Consider the following 23,911-nt stretch of genomic DNA (forward strand, 5'->3'; position numbering starts at 1 on the left):
CCGGGCAGGTATACGGCGTTCAGACCGGCGTCACGGGCAGCAGCGCAGGCCGTTTCGCCGCGCGTCCGTCCCCCGAGGAGCGGCCCCGCAGCCGTCGGCCCAGCCAGGGGCCGAAGAAGGAGGCCGTCCAGCGCAGCTCGGTGCCGACCGTCTGCCACCTGGCGCGAACCGGTCCCGTAGGCGGCAGCGGGTCGGCCCAGCGGGCGTCGCTGCCGGGCAGCTCCAGGGCGTGCGCCATGGCGGCGGCGATGCGGTCGTGGCCCAGCGGGCTCGCGTGCAGCCGGTCGGGGCTCCACAGACGAGGGTCGGCGACGACGGGCTGCTCGGCGGTGTCGGCGACGATGACGCCATGGCGCCGGGCGGCCTCGCGCACCCGGTCGTTGAGCGCCGTCACCCGCGGGCCGAGCCTTCGGGCGAGGGGGCTGATCCGCGCCGGGTCCGGGAAGGTCAGCGTGGCGACCCGGGCGCCCTGGGAGGTCAGCGCGGCGAACATCGCCTCCAGGTGCCCGGCGACCTCGTCCGCGTCGAAGCGGGGCCGCAGCAGGTCGTTGACCCCGGCGACGACGGTGGCCAGGTCCGGACGCAGGGCCAGGGCAGGGGCGAGCTGCTCGGCGCGGACCTGGCCGGCCAGACGGCCCCGGACGGCCAGGTTGGCGTAGAGGAGCCCGGGGCTGTTCCGGTCGAGCCGTTCGGCGAGGCGGTCGGCCCAGCCGCGCAGCCCCGTGACGTCGTCGCCGTCGCCCACGCCCTCGGTCTGACTGTCCCCGAGGGCGACGTACCGCGTGCAGATCATGGGTGCCGCCTTCCGCGTCCTCACTCCGCTCACCGCGAGCGAGCACCCATGTTACTCATAAAATTTAGTAATCGAATCAGTTACCACGAGCAGCGACGACGGCCCTCTTCCCCAGCGGCCACACCAGCACCACCGCGATCACCCCGTACACCGTGACCGCGAACGGCGTGTTCACCAGCCCGCTGACACTCCCGTCGCTGATCTGGAGTGCCCGGCGCAGTTGTTGCTCGGCGTTCGGGCCGAGGATGACGCCGAGGACGGCGGGCAGGACGGGCAGGCCGTAGCGGCGCATGCCGAAGCCGATCAGGCCGATGACCAGGAGGATCACCAGGTCCACAACGTCGCCGCCGACGGCGTAGGCGCCGACCGCCGCGAAGAAGAGGATGCCCGCGTAGAGGTACGGCCGCGGGATGCGCAGCAGCTTCGCCCACAGCGGGGCCAGCGGGAGGTTGAGCGCGAGCAGCAGCACCATGCCGACGAAGAGGGAGGCGATCAGGCCCCAGACCAGCTCGGGTTCGCGCTCGAAGAGCAGGGGGCCGGGCTGGATGCCGTACTGCTGGAAGGCGGCCAGCATGACCGCGGCGACCGCCGTGGTCGGCAGGCCCAGGGTCAGCATCGACACCAGGGTGCCCGCCGCGGAGGCGGAGGCGGCCGACTCCGGTCCGGCCACGCCCTCGATGGCGCCCTTGCCCCACTCGTCCTTGTGCTTCGACAGGCGCTTCTCGGTCACGTACGACAGGAAGGTGGGGATCTCCGCACCGCCCGCCGGGATCGCACCGAACGGGAAGCCGATGAACGGACCGCGCAGCCAGGACTTCCAGGTGCGCCGCACGTCCTCGCGGCCGAGCCACGGCCGCCCCACCGGGATCGGCTCGGCCGGGCGGCGCCGGAGGTGGGCCGCCACCCACAGCGCCTCGCCGATGGCGAACAGGCCCACCGCGACGATCACCACGTCGATGCCGTCGGCCAGTTGCAGCGAGCCGAAGGTCAGGCGCTGCTGGCCGGTCATCTGGTCCAGGCCGACCAGGCCGAGGGTGAGGCCGATGAACAGGGAGGCGAGGCCGCGGATGCGGGAGGAGCCGAGGACGGAGGTCACGGCGATGAACGCCAGGACCATCAGGGCGAAGTAGTCGGGCGCGCCGATGTCGACCGCGAGGTCGGCGACCGTCGGTGCGAGCGCGACCAGCAGCAGCGTGCCGACCATGCCACCCGCGAAGTGGCCGATGGCCGCCGCGGCAAGGGCCTGCGCACCCCGCCCCGACTTCGCCATCGGGTTGCCCTCCATCGCCGCGACCACGGCGGCGCTCTCGCCGGGCGTGTTGAGCAGGATGGAGGTCGTCGAGCCGCCGAACATGGCGCCGTAGTAGATGCCGGCGAACATGATGAACGCGCCGATCGGGTCGAGTCCGTACGTCACCGGCAGCAGCAGTGCCACCGCCATCGCGGGCCCGATGCCGGGCAGGACACCGATCGCGGTGCCGAGGAGCACGCCGATCGCGGCCCAGAGCAGATTCAGGGGGGTGAGCGCCGTGCCGAAGCCGTCGAGGAGGGAGTTCAGGGCGTTCATGTCACAGCACTCCCATCAGCGGGCCGCCGGGCAGCGGCACTCCGAGCAGCTTGTCGAAGACGGCGTAGGTGACCAGGGACAGCACGGCCGCGATCAGCGGGTCCCGGTCGGTCCGGCGGCTGCCGAGGGCGTACGCCGCGCCCCAGAACAGCAGCGCGCCCGCGGCCGGGAAGCCGAGCGGCTCGATCAGCACGGCCGCGCCGAGGAACACCCCGGCCAGCAGCAGGACCGTGCGCCCGTCGGCGGGCTCGGACAGGTCGATGTCCTCGCCGCCCTCCGCCCGGCCGCGGCCACCGCGCAGCACGTCGAGCGCGAGCAGCGCGGCGATCACGAGCAGGCCCGCGCCGACGACGACCGGCACGGTCTTCGGGCCGACCGGACCGCGCTGGGCGATGTCCACGTCCATGGTCAGCGCGTCGGTCAGGACCAGGACGCCGAGCGCCAGCAGCATGGCGCAGACGCCGAGTTCGGAGTGCTCGCGCCACCAGGAGCCCCGTTCGCGGGACGTGGCCTGAGGTGTGTCGGTGGTCTGTGTCGTCACAGTCCCAGCTCCTTCAGTACCGAGACCACGCGCTTGTCCTGGGCGTCCAGGAACGCGCCGAACCTCTCGCCGCTCAGGAAGGCGTCGTCCCAGCCGTTCTGCTTCAGGGACTGCCGCCACTGCGGCGAGGCGTGCAGCTCCTCGATCAGGCGGGTGAGCTTGTCGCGCTCGGCGTCGGACAGGCCGGGCGGGGCGACGATGCCGCGCCAGTTGGTGAACGTCACGTCGTAGCCGGACTCCTTCAGCGTCGGCGCGTCCAGCCCGGGGACGCGCTCGGGGCCGGTCACCGCGAGGAGGCGGAGCTCGCCGGCGCGGATCTGGTCGAGGTACTCGCCCACGCCGGAGACGCCGAAGGCGACCTTGTTGCCGAGGATCGAGGCGAGCAGCTCGCCGCCGCCGTCGAAGGGGATGTAGTTGACCTGCTTCGGGGAGATCCCGGCCGCCTGGGCCATCAGCATCGGCGCGAGATGGTCGGGGCCGCCCGGGGAGGAGCCGCCGCCGACGGGGAGCTTGCCGGGGTTCGCCCTCCAGGCGTCGACGAGGTCGCCGATGGTGCGGTACGGGGAGTCCTTGGCGACCACCACGACGTCCTGCTCCTCGGTGAGCCGGGCGATGGGCGTGGTGTCGGCGAGGGTCTTGGGCGCATGGTTGGAGCGGACGGCGCCTACCACGCCGAGGCCCATCGACATCGCGAGCTTGCCGTTGCCGTGCTCGCTCACCAGCCGGGCCAGGCCCACGGTGCCGCCCGCGCCGGGCAGGTTGAACACCTCGATGCCGGGGGTGAGCCCGGCGTCCTCGGCGTTCTTGGCCGCCGTACGGGCCGTGATGTCGTAGCCGCCGCCGGGCGTGTTGGGGACCATGAAGCGCAGGCCCGGGATGCGGGTGCCCGACTCGGCACCGCTGCCGGTGGTCAGCAGCGGTGGTCCCAGCAGGACGAGCAGGGCGGCCCCGAGCAGGGCCAGGGGGGTGCGCAGGCGCACGAGTGCCACCACCTGTCGATGTCTTTACGGAAAGGGGGGATCCCGTGGGGGGCGTGATGTGGCCCACATGGTGCCCCCGCACCGGGCGGGTGTCTGCCTTGCGTCGGCAACGGAGGTTGTGGTCATTGCGGTCACCCGCGGTTGCGGCACCTCCCTTTCCTTCCCCGCAGGTCGGCGCCATGATGGGGCGGTCCGGCAGCGGAGGTGCCCGATGTCGTGCCGGTGGGAGGGACGACAGTGCAGCAGCAGGACATCGACGTCCTCGTGGTCGACGACGACTTCATGGTGGCGCGGGTGCACCGCGCCTATGTGGAGCGCGTCGGGCCGTTCCGCGTCGTGGGTTCGGCGGGCAGCGGTGAGGAGGCCGTGGCCGCGGTCGACGCGCTGCGCCCGGACCTGGTGCTGCTCGACCTGTATCTGCCGGACGGGTTCGGGCTCGACGTCATCCCGCGGCTGCGCACCGCCGGGCACGACTGCGACGTCATGGTCGTCAGCGCCGCGCGCGAGGCCGAGGCGGTGCGCGGCGCGGTGCGGCACGGCGTCGTCGACTACCTCCTCAAGCCGTTCGCGTTCGAGGACCTGCGGACACGCCTGGAACGGTACGCCGCCCAGCGCGGGCGCCTGCTGACGGCCGTGGTGCGCAGCCAGGCCGACGTGGACCGCGTCCTGGCCGGGGCGTCGGCGGGACCGGGGCCGGCCGCTGCCCTGCCCAAGGGGATGAGCGTCGAGACCGCCGGCCTGGTGGAGCGCGCCCTGCGCGGGGCCGACGGCACCCTGTCCGCCACCGAGTGCGCGGGGCTCACCGGCGTCTCCCGGGTCAGCGCCCGCCGTTACCTGGAGTACTTCCACAGCACCGGCAGCGCCGAGGTGTCCCTGCGCTACGGCGCTGCGGGGCGGCCGGAGCGCCGCTACAGCTGGCGGAGCTGAGCGCCGGCGGGTATGCGCTCGAGGACGCCGCCCGCGAACACGTCGTACAGCGGCAGCGTCTCCAGATGGACGTACCCGATGTGGCAGTCGCAGACCGCCAGCGGGCAGGGGCGCGGGCGCAGCGCCTCGCGGTACGAGCCGTCGTAGAGGTTGCCCAGTTCGGCGCGCACGAAGTGGCAGCGGCGGACCGTGCCGTCGCCGTCGACGGAGATCACCGACTCGCCCGTACGGCAGGGCAGGCCCGCGCTGGTGTGCGGGCGGCGGCTGTACGGGAAGAGGGGGTCCAGGTCGGTCCACCTCCCGGCCTCCACGTCGTCGTACAGGTGTCCTTCGGCGGCGTTGACCCACAGATACACGTGCTCGGGCAGGTCGGCGCGCAGCCGGCGGGCGTGCTCCAGGTGCTCGGGCAGGCCGACGATGCCGACGCTGAAGCGGACGCCCTGCCGCGCGAGTTCGCGGCACTTGCCCAGGAAGCGGTCGTACCGTGTCTGGCCCGGGTGGTAGGTGCACCACAGGGCGAGGGTGTCGCGGTCGGTGCCGGTGAGCCAGTCGGTGCGGCAGCTGAGGTTGGTCTGGATCGCCACCCGGCGGATGTGCGGGAGGTGGGACAGCTCGGTGAGGGCGCGCCGGTACCAGGAGCGGACCAGGCCCTCGCCCCAGGGCGTGAACAGCACCGACAGCCGGTCATCGGTCTGCCCGGCCGCCCAGTCGGCGAACCTTTCCAGGCAGGCCCGGTCGGTGCGCAACTGCTCCGGGCTGTCGCGCCGCTTGGCGAACGGGCAGTACGGGCAGTCGTAGTCGCAGGAGGCCAGCGGGCCCCGGTAGAGGAGGGTCAGGTCCATCGCGGGCCGCTCACTTCCGCTCGTAGGCGGCCATCGCCGCGCGGACGTCCGGGGAGAACAGCTCGGGTCCGATCGCGTCGGAGTGGGCAAGACCCTCGGGGGTCAGCCGCAGTACGTCAGGGCTGTCCACCAGCCAGCCGCGGTCGGCGAACCGCTCCAGTTCGGTGCCGAAGTCGTCCCGGGGCGTACGGCCGAACCGCTCGCGGTAGTCGGCGATCCGGAATCCCTCGGCCTGGAGCAGCGACTGGAGCAGGTGCCGGCGCCGGGACTCGTCCGCGTCCATCCGGCGGCCGTACTCCGCGTGCGCGAAGTCGGCGGCCGGGCGGGCGACGTAGTCGTCGATGATGCCGCGTATCTCGTGCATGCCGACCGCGTAGTCGAAGGAGTAGTGCAGTCCCGCCGTGTAAGAGCGGGCGCCGCAGCCCAGGCCGATCATGCCGTCGGTCTGGCAGGCGTAGTCGTCGGCGCCCTGGGGCGGGGCGTCGGCGCGGCGGAACATGCGCATGGACTGCTGGGTGTAGCCCTGGGCGAGGAGGTGGTCGCGGCCGAGGCGGTACAGCCGCAGGCGCTGTGCGTCCCAGGCCGGATCGTGCTCGCCCGCGCGGCGTCCGAGGCCGGTCAGGGGGCGGATGTACAGCGGGTAGAGGTACAGCTCCTCGGGTCGCCAGGTGAGGGCCGCATCCAGGGACTTCAGCCAGCTGTCCTCGGTCTGGCCGTCGATGCCGTAGATCAGGTCGATGTTCAGGACGGGGATGCGGCTGTCGCGGACGCGGCCCAGCGCGGCCTCGACGTCGGCGCGGCGCTGGGGCCGTACGGCGGACCGGGCCTCGGTGTCGTCGAAGCTCTGCACGCCCAGGCTGAGCCGGGTGGTGCCGCGCTCGGCGAGGACGGCGAGCCGGTCGGCGGTGGCGGTGGCGGGCGACGCCTCCACGGACAGGGGTACGGCCCTGAGGTCGGCTCCCATGCGCTGCTCGGCGATGTCGCACAGCCGCTCCAGCTCGGCGGCGGTGAGGAAGGTGGGGGTGCCGCCGCCGAAGGCCGCGGTCGCGAACCGCACGGGCTCCGTGCCGCCCAGCGCCTCGCGTACGGCCGTCGCCTGCCGGTCGAGGGCGTCGAGGTAGGCGCCGGCGAGGCCGTCGGGGGCACCGATGCGGGTGAAGAGGTTGCAGAAGCCGCAGCGGACCTCGCAGAACGGGATGTGGAGGTAGAGGGAGAGGGCGTCCTTCGGCTCCGCCTCCCACTCCATGCGCAGCAAGGGGCGGTCGGGCAGCTTCCGGTACGCGGTCTTGTGCGGGTAGGCGTAGACGTAGCTCTGGTAGGGGCCGACGGGAGCATTCATCGGGCGGCCTCCGCTTCCAGGAAGAAGTGGGCGTACGGCACCGTCCACACGGACTCGTGACCGATGCGGTGGCCGGTGTAGCCGTCGTCGCCGTAGGCGGTGCCGTGGTCGGAGCAGACGATGGCGAAGGCGGGGCGTCTGCTGCTCACGGCCGTGAACAGGCGGCCGATGTGCCGGTCGACGTACTCCAGCGCGGCGGCGTGCGTCTCGCGGGAGTCGCCCGCCTCGCGGGTGGCGCCGGGCAGGTGGAACCAGTTGGGCTGGTGCAGCGCGGCCACGTTGACGAACAGAAACAGCCGCTGTTCACGGGGCAGTCGGCGTACGACCTCCTCCGCGCGGGCGACCTGGGCCTCGAAGGAGGTGGGCGAGGCGACCCCGAACTCCGGCTCCCAGTGGGACTCCTGGAACAGTCCGGGCAGCACCGAGCCGAGCGGGCCCTGCTTGTTGAAGAAGCCGACACCGCCGATGCACACCGTGCGGTAGCCGTCCTGGGCGAGGGCGGAGACGAAGTCGGGAGTGTCGTAGACGTACGTCCGCTCAGCCGTGGTCTCGCTGCCCGCGAAGCTCGCCGCGAACAGGCGCGGGTGCCGGCCGGGGGCGGCTGGGGTCGGCAGGAAGCCGGCGAACATCGCCTGGTGCGAGGCGTAGGTGAAGCTGCCGGGGGCGTGCCGCTTCTCCCAGCGGCCGCCCGGCAGATGCCGGGCCAGGTTCGGGATGCGGCCCGCCGCGGCGAGTTCGACGGCGACGTCGTGGCGCAGGGTGTCGAGGGTGACCAGGAGCAGGTCGTGACTGCCGACGATCGCGTTCATGTCGAGCGCGTTCTCGGCCTCAGGCGTGCTGTCAGGCGCCGGCATGGGCGTGTTCCGTTCTGTGCGGGTGGTGCGGTGCGCGGCCGGGCGCGAGGCCGTGCGGGGGGTGCGGAGCGCGGTCGTGCGGAGCGCGGTCGTGCGGGTCGTGCGGAGCGCAGTCATGTGGGTCGTGCGGTGCCCGGTCGTGCGGATGGTGTGGGGCGCAGTCGTTCGCGAGGCCGCCCGGGCGGGCGAGGGCGGCCACCTGCGCGGCATAGGTGTCGAGGCCCTCCGCACCGCTGCCGGGCAGGCCGGTGAGACGGGGCAGCAGGTCACCGAAGGCGTTGACCTCGCCGACCGCGACCCGGCGCCAGCCGACGGCGGGCAGCAGGTCGACGCCCACGCACAGGGTGCGCGGGAAGCAGGCCGCGGCCCGCTCGCACACCTCCAGCAGGTCGGCCCAGCGGGCGCCCGCCGCCTCGACGGCCTGCCGGGCGAGGTCGAGGTCGCCTCGGCTGCCGCCGAGGTGGAGGTTCGTCATGGGCGAGGCGCTGGTGCGCACCACCGCGTGGGTGGCGCGGCCGTCGATCACCACGACCCTGAGGTCGGCGGCGCGGCCCCGCTGGGAGGCCTTGGGCAGCCAGCGCTCCAGGTGCAGTCCGTCGGGGGCGAGTGCGTCGACGATCGCCGCGATGTCCCGCTCGCTGTCGTAGCGGCGCACCTTCAGGGAGTTGAAGAGGGCGCAACCCGGGGCGAGTTCGACGGAGGTGGTGGCTCTGATCCGGCCGCCTGCGGCCGACTCGACGGCCAGGACGCCGGATGCGGACGAGCCATGCGCGAGCTTCACGAACAGCCGCGGCATACGGTGCTCACGCATCAGGGCCCGTACGTCGTCCCAGCCGCGCACCGGTGCGCCCGCCGGGCCGGACGTGGGCGAGAACGGCACCGGGACGCCGGCCGCCTGCAGCACGCCGTGACAGCGGCGCTTGTCGAACAGCACGGCCAGTTCGTCCGGGTCGTCGAGCCGGACGCCGCCGCGCAGGCCACGCACGGCCGCGGTGAAGGCCGTGTACCAGCGGGCCGACCCCTCGACCCGGGTGGGGTCGTCGGTGCCGCGCAGCAGCCGGTCCACGTCCGGGTTCTCGCCGGGCGAGTCGAGCCGTACGGTCTCGTCCGGACCGAAGTCGGCACCGCCGTCGTGCAGCACCTGCGCCCAGGGCACGACCCGGGGCGCGGGCAGCCCCGCCGCCCGGACCGCGTCGGCGAACAGGGTGACGCGACGGTTCTCGGGGTTGCCGACGACGGCGAGGCGCGCGGGGACGTCACTCGCCGACGGCGACATAACGGTTCTCCGAGTCGTACCGGGCGTCGACCGCGGCCAGGGCGAGGCGTACGCCGTGCGGTTCCAGGGCCGCGCGCAGACGGTCGGTGAGCTCCTCGCTCATGTAGTGGTGGTCGAGGTCGAGCGAGCGCAGGTGGGTGAGCGGCTGCCCGGCCAGCAGCGCGGCACCGCCGTCGTCGCCGAGCGTGCCCATGCTCAGGTTCAGGGACTCCAGCCCCGCGACCACCGGGGCGGAGGACAGCGCGAGGGCTATCTCGTCCTGGATGTCACTGTTCTGCAGGCCGAGATGGCGCAGTTCGGGGCAGCGGCCGAGCATGGCCAGCAGCGGGTCGATGTCCTCGGGGGTGCATTCACCGCCGTACCAGGAGGTGCCGAGCCACAGTTCGAGCCGCTCCAGCGCGGGGAACTCGCAGGCGCCGAGCGCCCGTACGGGTGCGGCGGGCAGTCCCCCGGACTCGACCCACAGGTCGCGCAGGCCCTCGTGGCGCAGGGGCTCGATCGCCAGGTGCTCGCCGCCGCGTACGCCGAGTTCGCGCAGGCCGGGCCAGGCGCGCAGCAGCCGGGTGACCTCGCCCTGGACGATCCAGGACAGCTCGGTCTCCTCGGACTCCACGTCGGCCACGAACACGCCGCGCAGGTTGGGCAGGCGGCGGGCGTCGGACGCGATCAGTTCCAGCACCGGGTCGACGCTGGACGCGTCCCAGTCCTCCCACCAGGGCCCGATGACGAGAGCGGTGACGTCCTCGGCGCGCACCTGGTCCAGGAAGCGGCCCCAGATCGGCTCGAAGGCGTACTCGCACTCGGTGCTCAGCCGCCAGGCGACGGAGGCGGCGTCGGGCAACGCCCGGGCGTCGTGCTCCTCGTCGGCGGGGAAGGTGTGGACCGGCAGGTCGTGGAAGTCCTGGAGATGCGACGGGTAGTAGCTCGGCACGGCGTCCTCACTCCCCCACCGAGACGAAGCGCCAGACCGTGCCGTCCTCGTCCTCGTCCTGGTCGGCGTCGTCCGGGTCGAGGTCCAGGGTCACGCCCGCGGGTTCGAGGGTCTCGCGCAGGCGCTGCCGGACGGGCTCGCTGAGGTAATTGTGGTGCAGGTCCAGCGACTTGAGGTGGGTGAGCGGCTGGCCGCCGAGCAGTGCGGCGGCGCCGTCGTCGGTCAGCACGCCCATGGACAGGTCGAGTGTCTCGAGGCGGGCGACCACGGGTGCGGAGGCGACGGCCGCGGCGATCTCGTCCTGGATCTCGCTGTTGCGCAGGGCGAGATGGCGCAGCCTCGGCAGGCGGGTGCCGGACAGCAGCGGCTCCAGGTCGGACACCTCGGTGTCGGCCCCGTACTCGGAGGTGCCGAGCCACAGGTCCAGGTGCTCCAGCGCGGGCAGGTCGCTCGCGCCGACGCCGCGCACGAATCCGACGGGCAGACCGCCGGTCTCCGCGGTGAGCCTGCGCAGCCGCTCGTGGTGTACGGCGCTCAGACCTAGCCCGGAACCGCCGCGCACCCCGAACTCCTCCAGCTCCGGAAAGCCGGTCAGCAGGTCGGTGACGTCACTCTGGTTGATCCAGGAGATCTCGCACTCCTCCATGACCATGTCGCCGAGGAACAGCGCCCGCAGGGCGGGCAGCCGGTCACAGGCGGCCAGCAGCGCGGCGACCACGCCGGAGGAGTCCGTGTCGTACGCCTCCGACCAGGCGCCGACGATCAGGGCGCGGACCCGGGTGGTGTCGATCTCGGAGCAGAACCGGGCGAAGGCCGCCTCCCACTCCTCGTCGGCGTCGTACACATCGCTCGTGACCCGCCAGGCGACGGCGTCTGCAGCGGGCAGGACCGTCTCCTTCTCTCCCGGTCCGGGGAACGTGAACGCGGGCAGGCCGTACAGCTCCTGCAAGTGGTCGCCGATGGTCATGCGCGCTGCTCCTGACGTGTGGGTTCCGCGATCCGTGAGATGCCAGCAGTTGTATCAACCGGCACTGACATCGACGGTCGCGGGGCCGCTCGCCGGGGGCCGTTGTCAGTGGTGGCTCGTACTGTCGATCTCGTGGCCGGTGCGCCGTGCACCGGCGGGGAGGGGTGAGCCGTGTACCGGCAGGGAGACGTGCTGATCGTGCCCGTGGCAAAGGAGGCGGTGCCATCGCATGTGGAACGGGCGCCGCGGGAGCCGCGGGACGGGCGGGGGCGGCTGGTGCTGGCCCTGGGCGAGGTGACCGGGCATGCCCATGCGGTCGTCGGGCCGGGTGAACTGATCAGGGAGCCAGGCCCGTTCGGGCCGATGTTGCTGCATCTGCCGGAGGGCGGACGGGTGGTGCACGAGGAGCATGCGGCGATCGTGCTGCCCAAGGGCTGGTTCCGGGTGGTCCGGCAGCGGGAGTACGTACCGGGGTCGGTGCGCATCGTGGCGGACTGAGGTTGCCCCGGAGACGACGGGGGTTGAGGGGAACGGCTCGCGGAGGTGCGGGAGATGACGACGGGGGCGAGGACGATGAGGGCAGGGACGAGGGACACGGTCGCGACGGACGGGGCCGGGGCCGGCGCACCGGACGTGAATGCGGATGCTGATGCGGTACGACCGTGGCGGCAGTGGGCCGCTGCGGCGGTTCCGGCCGATCGCGCCGAGGCCGAGGCGGGCGTCCGGCTGGCCTATCGGCGGGCGGGGCTCGCCGAGCCGGAGCGGATCGTGTGGGCCGCCTCGCCTCGCGAGGGCGTCGAGGTGGTGCGCGGGCTCACGGACGCGGGGCCGAGTGTCCGGGAGGCGGTGCGGACGGGTCCCTGGGCCCGCGAACGCGCCCGGATGCTCGTGGAGTTGGGGCCGACGGGCTGGTCGGCCCACTGGTCGGCGACGGGTGAGCGGCTGTGGAACGTCACGCAGGCGCTGGTGGACCGCGTCCGCCGGGGTGTGCTGGAGGAACTGGCCGGTGACGACCGCCGGCTCGAGACGGAGACGCGGCTGATCCTGCTGGACGCGGTGCTGGGGCAGCACGACGCGCCGTGGCTCGCCGCGTTGCCCACCGACCGGGCCCCGCTGGACGGGCTCGCGCGGGTGTGCCGCAGCGCCGGCTGGTGGTGGCCGTTCGCGAAGGTGGCGGTGGTGTGCGAACGGCCCGTCGCCCTGCACCGGGACGAGGCGGGCCGCCTCGACCGCGGGGACGGCCCGGCGCTCGCCTTCCCGGACGGGTTCGCCCTGTACGCCTGGCGGGGCATGCCGGTGCCGGCGGCCTTCCTGGACGAGCTGAGCACGCTGACGCCCGAGCGGATCCGCGACGAGGAGAACGCCGAGCTGCGCCGCGTGATGCTGGAGCACTACGGCTACGAGCGCTACCTGGAGGACTCCGGTGCCCGCCCGGTCCACCAGGACGAGACGGGCACCCTGTGGCGGATCACGCTGGTCGGCGACGAGCCGGTGGTGATGGTGGAGGTCGTCAACTCCACGCCGGAGCCGGACGGCACGCACCGCACGTACTGGCTGCGCGTGCCGCCGACGACGATGACGGCGAGACAGGGCGTCGCCTGGACGTTCGGCCTCGACGAGAACGCTTACGCACCGCTGCGGGAGACCTGAGCGACTCCCCCGCGGGTCAGCCGTCGATGACGTCCATGACGTCGCCGAGGTCTACGAACTTGAAGCCGGTGCTCTCCCGGTCGCCGTCGGCCGGGGTCTCCTGGCCGTCCTGGACGACGAGCAGGCCCTCGGGGTAGCGGCTGCCGAGCGGGGCGTTGAGGACGGCGGCGCCGTCGCAGACCTCGGAGCCGTCGAGGGTGGCCGACGCGGCGCCGACGCGGAAGCCCGCCTCGTACTCGTTGTCCTCGTCGGTCTCGCGGTCGTAGGCGGCGAAGGTGTTGTCGCCCTGGCTGGAGGCGAGCAGATAGCCGTCGCCGTCCGACTCGGTCAGGAGGGTCAGGCCCTCGACGTCGGCGGTGAGGCGCTCGCCGCCGTAGCCGGGGTCGGCGCCGGGCGTGCACTCCTCCGTCTCCTCGTCATAGGTGCCGGGGACGCCGTACTCGCGGACCTTGTCGACGAGTTCGGGGCGGCTGGTCAGGTCGGCGCGCAGGCGCCAGATGCCGACGTCCTCCTGTCCGGCGTACAGGGTGCCGTCGGCGGGGTCGACGACCATGCCCTCGACCTGCGGGCGCTCGTCGGGCTCGCCGCAGGGGGACCAGGAGGTGCCGTCGGGCAGGCGGAAGGAGGAGGGCAGGTCCAGGGTGCGGACCGTGCGGTAGCCGACGGTGCCGCCAGGGCCGGCGGTGAGCTCCAGGAGGGCGAGCCGGGTCTCGTTGCGGCGGCTGACCAGGGCGTAGGACCTGCCGGTGGCCTTGTCGGTCCAGGTGGCCAGGCCGTAGGCGGTGCGCTGGTCGTTGATCTCGGCCTGGTCGGCGGAGAAGACGGGGCGTGCGGCCGGGTCGGTGACGTCGGTGAGGGGGCCGCCGGGGCGGTCGCGGTCGATGCGGTAGATCCGCAGCCGGTCGTTGCCGCGGTCGCTGACGACGGCCAGGTCGGCGCGGCCGCCGGACAGGCGCATGCCCTGCACCAGGTCGACGTTGTTGAAACGGCCGGGGGCGTCGTCCTCGCCGGGGCCGGCCGGGGCCGGGATCGACTGGACCTCGTGCGCGTCGAGGTCGTAGACGCGCAGGCCGCCCTCCTTGGCGGTGGCGATGACCAGGCTGCGGCCCGGGGCGGCGGCGTTGCGCCAGATGGCCGGGTCGTCGGCGTTGGCGTTGCCGCCGGCCTCGTCGTCGTAGAGGGCGGAGGTCTCGGCGCGCGGGTGCACGAGGGGCAGGGAGGCGGCCTCGGCCGGCACGGTGGTGGCCGCGGCCACCACCACTCCCAGCAGGTAGGTGGCAACCCGCAGCGTCTGACGCGTCGTCACAGTCGGTCCTTTCCAGGCATGTTCTCGGACGGCTCGACCTTGTCCGGGAGCGGCTGACGGGTGGGGACGGTTCTTCGACGGGGCTGTGAACGGCAGGGTAACGCTGAGGGTGTGTCCGGTGGGCCGGACAATGCGATTGCGGAAGGAGCGATGGACGTGGTGAAGATCCTCCATGACTGACGACGAAGATCACATCGCCGAGGCGATCGCGGCGGAGCTGCGGCTGATGGACCCCACCGTGCGGACATCGCCCGAGGACGCCGCACGGCTGCTGGACCCGCAGTTCGTGGAGGTCGGCGCGTCGGGGCGGCGCTGGACGTACGAGGAGATGCTCGCCGCGCTGCCCGGCATGGCGGGCAGCGCGGCGCAGGGGCCGCGGTACGAGCCCTCGGACATCGACGGGGTGCTGCTGGCTCCCGGCCTGGTGCATCTGACGTACGAGACGGTCCGGGACGGGCAGCGTGCGCGGCGCAGTTCGCTCTGGCGCCGGGGAGAGGGTGGCGCGGGCTGGCGCATGTACTACCACCAGGCCACGCCGGTGCCGGCGGACGTCGCGTAGTGCCAGGCCCGGCGACGCTGGCATGAGCCGGAGGGCAGGCCAGGCAAGCCCTAGGAGACCACGGGCAGCGGGCTCGCGTGGAAGACGCCGTCGGGGTCGTAGGCGCGCTTCGCGGCCAGCAGGCGGTCGCGGTTGGGGCCGTAGGCGTGGGCGATCTGGTCGTGCTCGTCGGCGGCGAGCATGTTGACGTATCCGCCGGGCAGCGCTTCGGCGGACAGCGAGTCCGACAGGGCGCGGGCCCAGTCGCGGTGCCGGGCGGCGGGCTCTGCCGGTGCCCAGGCCGCGACGCTCTCGACGAGCATGTGCGGGGTGCGCATGGCGAAGGCCATGTCGGAGACGGGCACGCGGGCGGCGGCGCCGTGCAGGCGGTGGGTGTAGACGGCGGACATCGGGGAGGTCAGCGCGTCGCCGCCGGCGACTAGGGCGTCGATGACGCCGTCGGTGAGGCCGGGCACCGTGCGCGGGCGGACCTCGACGTGGCGGCCCGCGGGGGCCATGGTGTCCGTGGCGGCCAGGGTCTCGGTCATCCGGGTGGGCCCCACCTGCGCCATCACCGGGTCGCCGAGGCGGGTGAGGGGCTCGACGGCCGCGCGGCCGGTGTCGGCGTCACCGCACCAGGTGGGGGCGACGTAGATCAGCGGGCTGCCGGCCGGGCCGGTGAAGAGCCCGCAGGTGACGGTCAGTTCGTCGGGATGCGTCGGCAGTTGTTCGCCGAGCGCCTTCAGCACGGAGCTCGCCTGGTCCCACGGGTAGAGGATCGTGCCGGCCACCACGGTCGGGTCGGCGGCTCCACCGGGCAGCGGGTGCACCCGCACGCGTATGGAGGTGACGACGCCGAAGTTGCCGCCGCCTCCGCGCAGGGCCCACAGCAGCTCGGGCTCGTGCTCGGCGTCGGCCGTGACGGCGGTTCCGTCGGCGAGGACGAGGTCGACGGCCACCACGTTGTCGATGCCGAGGCCGTACCGGCCGCCGAGCGGTCCGTATCCGCCGGCGAGGGTGAAGCCGACGATCCCGACGCTGCCGGAGGTGCCGGTGACGGCGATCCGGCCGGCGGCTTCGGCGGCCTGCGCCACGTCCATGGCCCGGGCGCCGCCCTGGACGTCCGCCACGCCGGCGTCCTGATCGAGGGTGACCTGCCGCATGCCGCTCAGGTCGAGCAGCAGCCCGCCGTCGAGGATCGCGCCGCCCGTCCAACCGTGGCCGCCGCCGCGCACCGACAGCGGCACGCCGAGCTCACGCGCCGCCGTGACACCCGCCTGGACGTCGCCGGCGTCGGCGCACCGCAGGACGACGGCCGGACGGCTCTCGACCGCGCCGTTCCACACGGTGCGGGACGCCTCGTACTCGGGGCCGGCCGTCGTGACCCGGCCCGGGTCCGTCGTCCGTCGCAGACGTTCGGCGAGTTGCGCGGTCGCGCTCACAGCAGTCATGGCCACCCCTCTGAGAGTCTGCGCCGCCGGTCACGCCCGCAGCGTCTGGTAGCGGCAGAGTAGGGCTCCGGTCAGCGGGCGGGACCTGCGCGGAAGGATTCGGCCAAGACTTTGGGAACTGGACACCGGACCCGCTCACAGCGGTACGTCGGGACCGGGTTCGGCGGAGCCGGTGAGCGCGTGGGCGAAGGCCTTCAGCGCGGCGAAGTCGGTGGGGCGCAGGCCGTGTCGGGCGTCGACGCGGTGCAGGAGGGCGCTGCCGGGATGCCGGGCCGCCACGAAGGCGCGGTCGGCGTCGCCGAGTTCGTCGTCCACCCAGGCGAACGGGCGGCCCGCGGCGTGCGCGAGGACATGGCGGGTCTTCCAGAACGTGCCCTCGGGGCCCGCGTCGAACATGCCGGGCCAGTCGACGACCGGCAGGTCGGGCAGCCCGAGGACCGGGGCGATCAGCGTGTTGGCGTCGCGGCCCCAGGTGGTGGCCCACACCAGGTCGTACACGTCGCTCAACTCCCTTAAACACGCGCCGTGTTCGGGATTGAGCCACACCCGCAGCGGGCGCAGCCGGGCGCGGTCCTCGACGGGATGCCGGGCGAGCCATCCCTCGGGGGCCAGGCGGTGGGTCGTATAGCCCTGGGGGCGGCGTTCGGGCTTGGCAGCGTACGGGTTGAGGGGGCCGTCGACGTCGAGGTAGAGCAGCGGTCTTCGCACGGAGCGGGCTCCTTACACAGCGGGGCGCGGTGCAGGCGACATCCTGCCAAAGGGCGACCGGCGGCGGTGGGTTGGCTCGGGCCGGCCGGGGCGGCGCGCCGTACTCTGGGCGCATGTGTCGTCGTAGCGGCCGTGAGCAGGGTCCCTTCCGCGCGTGCGCGGGGACCGGCGGATGAGCGGGCCGGGAGACGCCGCCGCGCGGCTGACGGGGCGGTCCGTCGCCGAGGTGCGGCCGCTGTCGGGGACGCTCGCTGAGGTCGCGCTCCGGGGCGGGCCGGTGGTCATGGTGAAGCGGGGCGACGGTCCGGACGCCGTACGGGCGGAGGCGGCCGGGCTGCGCTGGCTGGCCGAGGCGGGTGCCCTCAGGGTGCCGCGTGTCCATGGCGAGGACGGGACCTGGCTGGTCACCGAGCGCGTGCGCACCGGCCCCGCCGACCGGGAGACGGCCGCCCGGCTCGGCCGCGGTCTCGCCGCGCTGCACGCGGCGGGCGCGCCCGCGTTCGGGGCGCCGCCGCCCGGAGGCCCGCGGGACGCGTTCATCGGTGCCGCGCCGATGCGCAACAGCCCGGACACTGACTGGCCGCGCTGGTACGCCGAGCAGCGGGTGCTGCCGTATCTGCGCCGGGCGGTCGACGACGGTACGGTCCGCCCGGCGGAGGCCCGGGTGGTCGAGGCGGTGTGCGAGCAGCTGCCCGCGCTCGCCGGGCCTCCGGAGCCGCCCGCCCGGCTGCACGGTGACCTGTGGAACGGAAACGTCCTGTGGGGCGCCGACGGGGACGCCTGGCTCATCGACCCGGCCGCGCACGGCGGGCACCGCGAGACGGACCTGGCGATGCTGCGCCTGTTCGGCTGCCCGTACCTGGACGACGTACTGGAGGCGTACCAGCAGGCCGCGCCGCTCGCCGACGGCTGGGCCGCACGCGTCGGCGTGCACCAGCTCTTCCCGCTGCTCGTGCACGCCGTCCTGTTCGGCCGCGGCTACGCCGAACAGGCCGTCGAGACGGCCCGGGCGGCCGTGCGCCACTAGGGGAACGCCCACCGGCACGTGGGTCCGTGCCGCCGGCCGGCACATTCACCGCCACGTGGGGCCGTGTCGCCCGCCGGCGCATCCACCGCCGCGTGAGTCCGCGCCGCCGGCCGGCACATCCACCGCCGTGTGAGTCCGCGCCACCAGCCGCACGTGAGTCCGCGCCGCCGGCCGGCACATATGTCCGCGCCACCAGCCAACACGTAGGTCCGTGCCGCCGACCGGCACGCCCACCGGCCACCTGGAGCGCGGGCCGCGCAGATGCCGCGTCGCGCCCGCGCTCGGCCCCGCGCGCGATGTCGAACCGCTCGTCGCCGAGACGGCAGCTCACCCCGGAGGTGCGCGCCCGCGTCGGACAGGCGCATTCTGGCTGTGTCGCCTGCGCGGCAGGGCACCGACGAGGTAAGGGCCGATGACTGGGAGCGCCGAGAGCGGGAGCGGGATGCCGGGCCGGCTGGCCGTGCTGCTCACCGAGGTCGCGGCCGAGGCCATCAGTGCGGTCCGCGGCACGGTCGCGGGCGTCTATCTGCCTTCGGACGTGCCCAGTGTGCTGCGGCTCGCGGTGCTGGCGGGCGTGCCCGGTCCGCTGTTCCGGCCGTGGTGGCGGGTGCATGTGGAGCGCCAGTTCCCGGTCGCGGACGCGTTCCGCTCCGGCGTGCAGGTGGTCCTGCCGAACGCCACGGAGACGATGCGCCGCTACCCCCAGTTCGCCGCCGCGCTGCCGTTCCCGCTCGGCTCGATCACCGTGCCCATGACGACCGGAGGGGCCCGGACCGGTGTGCTGACGGTGCTGCGGCCGTCCAGCGCCGACGTCACCGAGCTGCTGCCCGAACGGGACCGGCTGCTCACCCTCGCTGGCGGGCTCGCCCTGCGGCTGGACGGTCTGGAGAAGACCGGCACCCGGGCCGTGTGGGAGGACGAGCCGCTGTGTCTGCGGCCCCCGTCCGCGCGGCTGGGCACGGCCCGCGTGGGCCGGTTCACCTGGGACCCGGCGGCCGATCTGGTCACCGCGGACGACGGCGCGCGCAGGCTGCTGGACCTGGCGCCCGGCGATCTGCCCGGCCCGGCCGGGGCGCTGGCCCGGGGCATGGACCGGGGGGACGCGCTGCGGCTGATGACGCTGCTGCGGGAGACGGCCCGCGGGCGCACGCCCCTTCGCCCGCTGCCGGTGCGGATCACGTACGGCGCGCTGCGTCTGGTGGACCTGCGGCCCGCCTCCGGCGCGCGTCTCGTGGCCGGGGTGGTGCTGGAGGCGGACCCGGTGGCCGACACCGCGGCCGAGCTGCTGCCGCAGGGGGTGTTCTGCCTGGACCGCCTCGGCATCGCGGTGTACGCCAATCCGCGCGCCGCGCATCTGCTGGGCGTGGCCCGGGAGCGGCTCGTGGGGCGGCCGCTGTGGGAGGCGGTGCCGTGGTTGCAGCAGCCGGTGTGCGAGGACCATCTGCGGGCGGCGCTGCTCGCATCGGAGGCCGTGCACTTCCACGTCCGCCGGCCTCCCGGCCCGCATCCCTACGAGGGCGACTGGCTCGCCCTGTCCGTGCGTCCCGGACCCGACATCCTGACCTGCACGGTCGTACCGGCCAACCGCATGGCCGACGCGCCCGCGCCCCCGCCCGACGCCTCCCCTCCGCCGACCCACGCACCCGGCCCGCTCCCCGACACGGAGCCACACCGGCCCCCCGCGGCCCCCGGCACGGAGGCCCCCGCGGCCCCCGGCACAGAGGCACCGGCGACCTCCCCGCTCCCCCACCCCGCCGATGTGCTGCGCTCCCCGACGGACGCCCTGCGCTCGGCGTCGTTCTACCGGCCCATCACCCTCGCCATCGCCCTCACCGAGGCCGTCACCGCGCGCCAGGTCTCCGCCGTGGTGATGCAGGAGCTGCTGCCCGCGTTCGGCGGGCGGCGGCTGGCGATCTACCTGCTTCAGGACCGGCATCTGTACCTGGCGTGGGAGACCGGCTTCCCGGAGGGCTTCCTCGCGCCCTTCGACGGGGTGAGCCTGGACACCCGGCTGCCCGGCGTGGAGACGCTGACCACCGGTCAGCCGCTGTTCTTCGACTCGATGCAGCAGCTCGCGGCCGCCTATCCGGGTATCGCGCTGGACGCTCCCGAGGGTGCCCGCGCCTTTCTGCCGCTGATCGCGTCGGGCCGCCCGGTCGGCTCCTGCATCCTCGGCTTCGACCGGCCCCACAGCTTCGCGCAGGAGGAGCGCACCGTGCTGACGGCACTCGCGGGGCTGATCGCGCACGCCATGGAGAAGGCCCAGCGCTACGACTCCGAGGCCGCGCTCGCCCGTGGCCTGCAACGCGCCCTGCTGCCGCGCCGGCTGCCGGTGCATCCGCGGCTGGAGACGGCGGGGCGTTATCTGCCGGGGACCGAGGGCATGGACGTGGGCGGGGACTGGTACGACGTCGTGGAGGCCGGGGACGGCGTGGCGCTGGTGATCGGCGATGTGCAGGGGCACGGGGTGCAGGCTGCGGCGACGATGGGGCAGTTGCGCAGCGCGGTGCGGGCGTTCGCGCTGGACGACCGGCCGCCCGAGCAGGTGCTGAGCGGCACCAACCGGCTGCTGATCGACCTCGACCCGGGCCAGTTCGCCAGTTGCTGCTACGTCTGGCTCGACCCGGCCACCGGCGTGGCCCGCATCGCACGGGCCGGGCATCCGCCGCCGCTGCTGCGCCACCCGGACGGCCGTACGCAGGTGGTCGAGACCCCTGTCGGGGTCGTGCTCGGGGTCGTCACCCACGCCCGCTACCCGGTGACGGAGGTGCGGATGGAGCCCGGCGCGATCCTCGCGCTGTACACCGACGGGCTGGTGGAGCGGCAGGGCGTGGACATCGACGACGGCATCGGCGCACTGCGGGTGGCCCTGGCCAGGGCGGGCACTCCCGACGGACGCTCCCTGCTCTCCGTGGCCGACCGCCTCACCGCCACCATGCGCCACACCGCCGACCGCCCCGACGACATCGCCCTCCTGCTCGCGGCACGCCGGGGCGGGGCGGGAGACCACGGCTGAGGCGCCACACGCCCGCGAACCCCGGCACGCCCGCACACCCGGCACTCGGCACTCGGCACCCGGCACCCGTCAAGAGCCCGGCGCGCCCGCGAACCCCGGCACCCGCACACCAGCCACCCAGAACCCAGAACCCGGCAAGAGCCCGGAGCCGGCCCACGGCACAGGCGAACCCGCACCCGCCCCGCGTGTCCCCGCAACCCCCACCCCGTTGCGCCCGGACACGGCTCGTCCCGATCAGTGACACCCCTCGCCTACCGGGGCTCGGGAGTGTAGACATGGCTCATGGTCCGGCTTGTGGGGCGGTCCGGGACTCGGCCGGCCCGCCGTCTCGGGAGTGCGCGCGCGGTGCGGGCGCCCGGTCGTGCTCGTCCGGTCGGTGAGTCGCGCGCCCGGCACGCGGCGGACCGGCCGCGGCTGCGGCGGGTCTCGGCTGCGGGCGGGCGTCGTCCGGGCCGGCTCGCGGCGCTGCGGGCGGCGCTCGGCGGCCGGAGTCTGGCCGGGCAGGTGTTCGTCTTCCAGTTCGTCATCGTGCTGCTGCTGGTGGTCGCGGCGGTGGCGGCGCTGGTCCTCCAGGGCCGCGTGGACACCACGACGGAGGCCCGTAACCGCTCGCTCGCGGTGGCGCAGACGTTCGCCAACGCACCAGGTGTCCGCGAGGCGCTGTTCTCCCCGGACCCGTCAGCCGTGCTGCAGCCGCGCGCGGAGGCGGCCCGGCTGGCCTCCGAGGTCGACTTCATCGTCGTCACCGATCCCGACGGCATCCGCTACACCCACCCCAAGCCGGACCGCATCGGCAAGAAGTTCGTCGGGAACATCGCCCCGGCGCAGGCCGGCGGAATTGTGGTCGAGGAGGTCGACGGCACCATCGGCCGCCTGGTCCAGGCCGTCGTGCCGGTCAGGACGGACGACGGAACGGTGGTCGGCCTGGTGTCGGCCGGCATCACCACCGCGCATGTGGGCGGCACGGCCAACGACCAGTTGCCGCTGGTGCTGGGCGCGGCGGCGGCCGCCCTGGCCCTCGCGCTGGCCGGTACGGCGCTGGTGAGCAGACGGCTGCTGCGTCAGACGCACGGTCTGGGCCCGGACGAGATGACCCGGATGTACGAGCATCACGACGCGGTGCTGCACTCGGTGCGCGAGGGCGTGATCATCGTCGGCGGCGAGGGCGAGCTGCTGCTGGCCAACGACGAGGCGCACCGGCTGCTGGACCTGCCCGCCGACGCCGAGGGCCGGCAGGTGCGTGAGCTCGGTCTGGACCCGGACACCGCCGACCTGCTGGGCTCGGCCCGGATGGCCACGGACGAGGTGCACCTGGTCGGCGACCGGCTGCTGGCGGTCAACCAGCGGCCCACCGATCTGGCGGGCGGCCCGGCCGGCAGTGTGGCGACCCTGCGCGACTCCACCGAGCTGCGCGCCCTGTCCGGGCGGGCGGAGCTGGCCCGTGAGCGGCTGGACCTGCTGTACGCGGCCGGGGTGCGCATCGGCGGCAGCCTGGACGTGTCGCGTACGGCGGAGGAGCTGGCGGAGCTGACCGTGCCGAGGTTCGCGGACTTCGTCAGCGTGGACCTGTTCGACGCGGTGCTCGGCGGTGAGCCGCCGGAGCCCGGCACGGAGCTGCGCCGCACGGCGTTGAGCGGCATCCGCAAGGACGTGCCGCTGTACCCGGTGGGCGAGCGGATCCGGTTCGTGCCGACCTCCCCGCAGGCCCGCGTCCTTGCGACCGGCGAGTCCGTGGTGGAGCCCGACCTGGACCAGGCGTACGGCTGGCACGAGCAGGACGCGGAGCGGGCCGGGCAGGTGGTGGAGTACGGCATCCACTCGCTGATCACGGTGCCGCTGCGGGCGGGCGCGCTGATCCTGGGCCTGGTCACTCTCTGGCGGTCCGAGCAGCCCGAGCCGTTCGACGAGGAGGACCAGGCGCTGGCGGAGGAGCTGGCGGCGCGGGCGGCGGTCGCCATCGACAACGCGCGCCGCTACACCCGCGAGCACGCCATGGCGGTGACGCTGCAGCGCAGTCTGCTGCCGCGTTCTCTGCCGGAGCAGTCCGCGCTGGAGATCGCTTACCGGTATCTGCCCGCGCAGGCGGGCGTCGGCGGCGACTGGTTCGACGTCCTGCCGCTGTCCGGGACCCGCGTGGCGCTGGTGGTGGGCGATGTGGTCGGCCACGGGCTGCACGCGGCGGCGACGATGGGCCGGCTGCGCACGGCGGTGCACAACTTCGCGGCGCTGGACCTCGCCCCGAACGAGCTCCTGTCGCTGCTCGACGAGCTGGTCGCGCGCATCGACCAGGACGAGGCGGAGGAGGGCGGCAGCGCACCCGTCACTGGCGCCACCTGTCTGTACGCGATCTACGATCCGGTCACGCGCCGGTGCTCGATCGCGCGGGCCGGTCATCCGCCGCCCGCGCTGGTACGGCCGGACGGCGAGGTCGAGTTCCTGGACGTGCCGGTGGGCCCGCCGCTGGGGCTCGGCGGGCTGCCGTTCGAGACCGCGGACGTGGAGCTGGCCGAGGGCAGCCGGCTGGTGCTGTACACCGACGGCCTGGTCGAGGACCGGGGACACGACATCGACGTCGGTCTCGAGCTGCTCGGCGAGGCGCTGGAGCAGGCGGGGCCGTCGCCGGAGGAGACGTGCCGGGCGGTGGTGGACGCCCGGCTGCCGGCCCGGCCTGGCGACGACATCGCGCTGATCGTGGCGCGCACCCGGGCGCTGGCCGCGGACCGGATCGCGGAGTGGGAGGTGCCGTCGGACCCGGCGGAGGTCGGCCGGGTGCGCGCCGCGGTCACCCGCAGGCTGGACGAGTGGGGCCTGGAGGAACTGGTGTTCACCACGGAGCTGATCCTCAGCGAGCTGGTGACCAACGCGATCCGCTACGGCGCCGGGCCGATCCGGGTGCGGATGCTGTTCGACCGCACCCTGATCTGCGAGGTCTTCGACAGCAGCAGCACGGCCCCGCATCTGCGGTACGCGGCGATGACCGACGAGGGCGGCCGCGGGCTGTTCCTGGTGGCGCAGCTCGCCGAGCGCTGGGGCACGCGCTATGTCGCCGACGGCAAGGTCATCTGGGCGGAGCAGCCGCTGCCGTGAGGGAGTTCTCGCAAGGGGTGTGGTCAAGCGCGAGCGGGTCTGATAGGAAACCTTACTATCAGTTCGGCACACGGAACCACGCTCAACTCCCCACCCCCCACACGGAATCGG

20 protein-coding genes are annotated in these 23,911 nt (G+C 73.9%); 7 read left to right on the plus strand and 13 right to left on the minus strand.

Annotated features, from left to right (window positions below; translation table 11 throughout):
• Nucleotides 1–19: 19 nt before the first annotated feature.
• The 4 genes from ACIQ6Y_RS38980 to ACIQ6Y_RS38995 all read right to left on the minus strand — a co-directional run bounded on the left by ACIQ6Y_RS38980 (nt 20) and on the right by ACIQ6Y_RS38995 (nt 3,881).
• Complete coding sequence (locus tag ACIQ6Y_RS38980) at nt 20–793, minus strand: SGNH/GDSL hydrolase family protein (RefSeq protein WP_404047560.1); 774 nt, start codon at nt 791–793, stop codon at nt 20–22.
• 76 nt (nt 794–869) lie between these two features.
• Nucleotides 870–2,360, minus strand: coding sequence for a tripartite tricarboxylate transporter permease (locus tag ACIQ6Y_RS38985; RefSeq protein WP_404047563.1), 1,491 nt, complete (start codon nt 2,358–2,360; stop codon nt 870–872).
• Nucleotide 2,361: 1 nt separating this feature from the next.
• Entirely contained in the window at nt 2,362–2,901 is a 540-nt protein-coding gene (locus tag ACIQ6Y_RS38990; protein WP_404047565.1) for a tripartite tricarboxylate transporter TctB family protein, read from the minus strand.
• On the minus strand, nt 2,898–3,881 hold the full coding sequence (locus tag ACIQ6Y_RS38995; RefSeq protein ID WP_404047732.1) for a Bug family tripartite tricarboxylate transporter substrate binding protein: 984 nt from the start codon (nt 3,879–3,881) through the stop codon (nt 2,898–2,900). Before ACIQ6Y_RS38995 ends, ACIQ6Y_RS38990 begins: the two co-directional genes overlap by 4 nt.
• 282 nt (nt 3,882–4,163) lie before the next feature.
• On the opposite strand from ACIQ6Y_RS38995, the gene ACIQ6Y_RS39000 reads away from it, so the two are divergent.
• Entirely contained in the window at nt 4,164–4,808 is a 645-nt protein-coding gene (locus ACIQ6Y_RS39000) for a response regulator (RefSeq protein ID WP_404047735.1), read from the plus strand.
• Here ACIQ6Y_RS39000 and ACIQ6Y_RS39005 read toward each other — a convergent pair.
• Genes ACIQ6Y_RS39005 through ACIQ6Y_RS39030 form a run of 6 tightly spaced genes read right to left on the minus strand, consistent with a single transcriptional unit; the run spans nt 4,790 to nt 11,017 of the window.
• A complete protein-coding gene (locus ACIQ6Y_RS39005) occupies nt 4,790–5,650 on the minus strand; it encodes an STM4011 family radical SAM protein (RefSeq protein WP_404047568.1) in 861 nt (286 codons plus the stop codon). The genes ACIQ6Y_RS39000 and ACIQ6Y_RS39005 overlap by 19 nt on opposite strands.
• Before the next feature lie 10 nt (nt 5,651–5,660).
• The gene (locus tag ACIQ6Y_RS39010; protein ID WP_404047571.1) at nt 5,661–6,989 is read right to left on the minus strand and encodes an STM4012 family radical SAM protein; all 1,329 of its coding nucleotides are present in this window, start codon (nt 6,987–6,989) and stop codon (nt 5,661–5,663) included.
• Nucleotides 6,986–7,798 (minus strand): STM4013/SEN3800 family hydrolase, encoded by an 813-nt coding sequence (locus tag ACIQ6Y_RS39015; protein WP_404047738.1) that lies wholly within the window; start codon nt 7,796–7,798, stop codon nt 6,986–6,988. Before ACIQ6Y_RS39015 ends, ACIQ6Y_RS39010 begins: the two co-directional genes overlap by 4 nt.
• Nucleotides 7,799–7,829: 31 nt before the next feature.
• Entirely contained in the window at nt 7,830–9,119 is a 1,290-nt protein-coding gene (locus tag ACIQ6Y_RS39020) for an STM4014 family protein (RefSeq protein WP_404047574.1), read from the minus strand.
• Nucleotides 9,100–10,050, minus strand: a complete 951-nt coding sequence (locus ACIQ6Y_RS39025) for an STM4015 family protein (protein WP_404047577.1) — start codon at nt 10,048–10,050, stop codon at nt 9,100–9,102. Before ACIQ6Y_RS39025 ends, ACIQ6Y_RS39020 begins: the two co-directional genes overlap by 20 nt.
• 7 nt (nt 10,051–10,057) lie before the next feature.
• A complete protein-coding gene (locus tag ACIQ6Y_RS39030) occupies nt 10,058–11,017 on the minus strand; it encodes an STM4015 family protein (RefSeq protein ID WP_404047580.1) in 960 nt (319 codons plus the stop codon).
• Between the two features lie 171 nt (nt 11,018–11,188).
• Here ACIQ6Y_RS39030 and ACIQ6Y_RS39035 point away from each other — a divergent pair, with 171 nt between their 5' ends.
• Nucleotides 11,189–11,515 carry a hypothetical protein gene (locus ACIQ6Y_RS39035; RefSeq protein ID WP_404047583.1) on the plus strand — a complete coding sequence of 109 codons (327 nt, stop codon included), beginning with the start codon at nt 11,189–11,191 and terminating at the stop codon, nt 11,513–11,515.
• Between the two features lie 75 nt (nt 11,516–11,590).
• Nucleotides 11,591–12,667 carry a DUF6745 domain-containing protein gene (locus ACIQ6Y_RS39040; protein WP_404047586.1) on the plus strand — a complete coding sequence of 359 codons (1,077 nt, stop codon included), beginning with the start codon at nt 11,591–11,593 and terminating at the stop codon, nt 12,665–12,667.
• Nucleotides 12,668–12,683: 16 nt separating this feature from the next.
• Here ACIQ6Y_RS39040 and ACIQ6Y_RS39045 read toward each other — a convergent pair whose 3' ends face one another.
• Nucleotides 12,684–13,973, minus strand: coding sequence for a phytase (locus ACIQ6Y_RS39045; RefSeq protein WP_404047589.1), 1,290 nt, complete (start codon nt 13,971–13,973; stop codon nt 12,684–12,686).
• 172 nt (nt 13,974–14,145) lie between these two features.
• Here ACIQ6Y_RS39045 and ACIQ6Y_RS39050 point away from each other — a divergent pair, with 172 nt between their 5' ends.
• On the plus strand, nt 14,146–14,532 hold the full coding sequence (locus ACIQ6Y_RS39050; protein WP_404047592.1) for a DUF4440 domain-containing protein: 387 nt from the start codon (nt 14,146–14,148) through the stop codon (nt 14,530–14,532).
• 50 nt (nt 14,533–14,582) lie between these two features.
• Here the strand turns inward: ACIQ6Y_RS39050 and ACIQ6Y_RS39055 are convergent, their stop codons facing one another.
• The gene (locus tag ACIQ6Y_RS39055) at nt 14,583–15,962 is read right to left on the minus strand and encodes an FAD-binding oxidoreductase (protein WP_404047595.1); all 1,380 of its coding nucleotides are present in this window, start codon (nt 15,960–15,962) and stop codon (nt 14,583–14,585) included.
• Between the two features lie 135 nt (nt 15,963–16,097).
• Entirely contained in the window at nt 16,098–16,670 is a 573-nt protein-coding gene (locus tag ACIQ6Y_RS39060) for a hypothetical protein (protein WP_404047598.1), read from the minus strand.
• Between the two features lie 172 nt (nt 16,671–16,842).
• On the opposite strand from ACIQ6Y_RS39060, the gene ACIQ6Y_RS39065 reads away from it, so the two are divergent.
• The 3 genes from ACIQ6Y_RS39065 to ACIQ6Y_RS39075 all read left to right on the plus strand — a co-directional run bounded on the left by ACIQ6Y_RS39065 (nt 16,843) and on the right by ACIQ6Y_RS39075 (nt 23,800).
• A complete protein-coding gene (locus ACIQ6Y_RS39065; RefSeq protein ID WP_404047601.1) occupies nt 16,843–17,697 on the plus strand; it encodes a fructosamine kinase family protein in 855 nt (284 codons plus the stop codon).
• A 412-nt stretch (nt 17,698–18,109) separates the two neighbouring features.
• Complete coding sequence (locus ACIQ6Y_RS39070; RefSeq protein ID WP_404047604.1) at nt 18,110–20,713, plus strand: SpoIIE family protein phosphatase; 2,604 nt, start codon at nt 18,110–18,112, stop codon at nt 20,711–20,713.
• 282 nt (nt 20,714–20,995) lie between these two features.
• The gene (locus tag ACIQ6Y_RS39075) at nt 20,996–23,800 is read left to right on the plus strand and encodes a SpoIIE family protein phosphatase (protein WP_404047607.1); all 2,805 of its coding nucleotides are present in this window, start codon (nt 20,996–20,998) and stop codon (nt 23,798–23,800) included.
• The last annotated feature ends 111 nt before the right edge of the window (nt 23,801–23,911 follow it).

The sequence above is a fragment of the Streptomyces sp. NPDC096205 genome (assembly GCF_044763135.1).
Lineage (GTDB): Bacteria > Actinomycetota > Actinomycetes > Streptomycetales > Streptomycetaceae > Streptomyces.

Bases quoted from the DNA above. Each gene is read 5' to 3' on its own strand.
- ACIQ6Y_RS38980 (WP_404047560.1), bottom strand. From the start codon at position 793: ATGATCTGCACGCGGTACGTCGCCCTCGGGGACAGTCAGACCGAGGGC.
- ACIQ6Y_RS38985 (WP_404047563.1), bottom strand. From the start codon at position 2,360: ATGAACGCCCTGAACTCCCTCCTCGACGGCTTCGGCACGGCGCTCACC.
- ACIQ6Y_RS39000 (WP_404047735.1), top strand. From the start codon at position 4,164: ATGGTGGCGCGGGTGCACCGCGCCTATGTGGAGCGCGTCGGGCCGTTC.
- ACIQ6Y_RS39005 (WP_404047568.1), bottom strand. From the start codon at position 5,650: ATGGACCTGACCCTCCTCTACCGGGGCCCGCTGGCCTCCTGCGACTAC.
- ACIQ6Y_RS39010 (WP_404047571.1), bottom strand. From the start codon at position 6,989: ATGAATGCTCCCGTCGGCCCCTACCAGAGCTACGTCTACGCCTACCCG.
- ACIQ6Y_RS39015 (WP_404047738.1), bottom strand. From the start codon at position 7,798: ATGAACGCGATCGTCGGCAGTCACGACCTGCTCCTGGTCACCCTCGAC.
- ACIQ6Y_RS39020 (WP_404047574.1), bottom strand. From the start codon at position 9,119: ATGTCGCCGTCGGCGAGTGACGTCCCCGCGCGCCTCGCCGTCGTCGGC.
- ACIQ6Y_RS39030 (WP_404047580.1), bottom strand. From the start codon at position 11,017: ATGACCATCGGCGACCACTTGCAGGAGCTGTACGGCCTGCCCGCGTTC.
- ACIQ6Y_RS39040 (WP_404047586.1), top strand. From the start codon at position 11,591: ATGAGGGCAGGGACGAGGGACACGGTCGCGACGGACGGGGCCGGGGCC.
- ACIQ6Y_RS39050 (WP_404047592.1), top strand. From the start codon at position 14,146: ATGACTGACGACGAAGATCACATCGCCGAGGCGATCGCGGCGGAGCTG.
- ACIQ6Y_RS39055 (WP_404047595.1), bottom strand. From the start codon at position 15,962: ATGACTGCTGTGAGCGCGACCGCGCAACTCGCCGAACGTCTGCGACGG.
- ACIQ6Y_RS39065 (WP_404047601.1), top strand. From the start codon at position 16,843: ATGAGCGGGCCGGGAGACGCCGCCGCGCGGCTGACGGGGCGGTCCGTC.
- ACIQ6Y_RS39070 (WP_404047604.1), top strand. From the start codon at position 18,110: ATGACTGGGAGCGCCGAGAGCGGGAGCGGGATGCCGGGCCGGCTGGCC.
- ACIQ6Y_RS39075 (WP_404047607.1), top strand. From the start codon at position 20,996: ATGGTCCGGCTTGTGGGGCGGTCCGGGACTCGGCCGGCCCGCCGTCTC.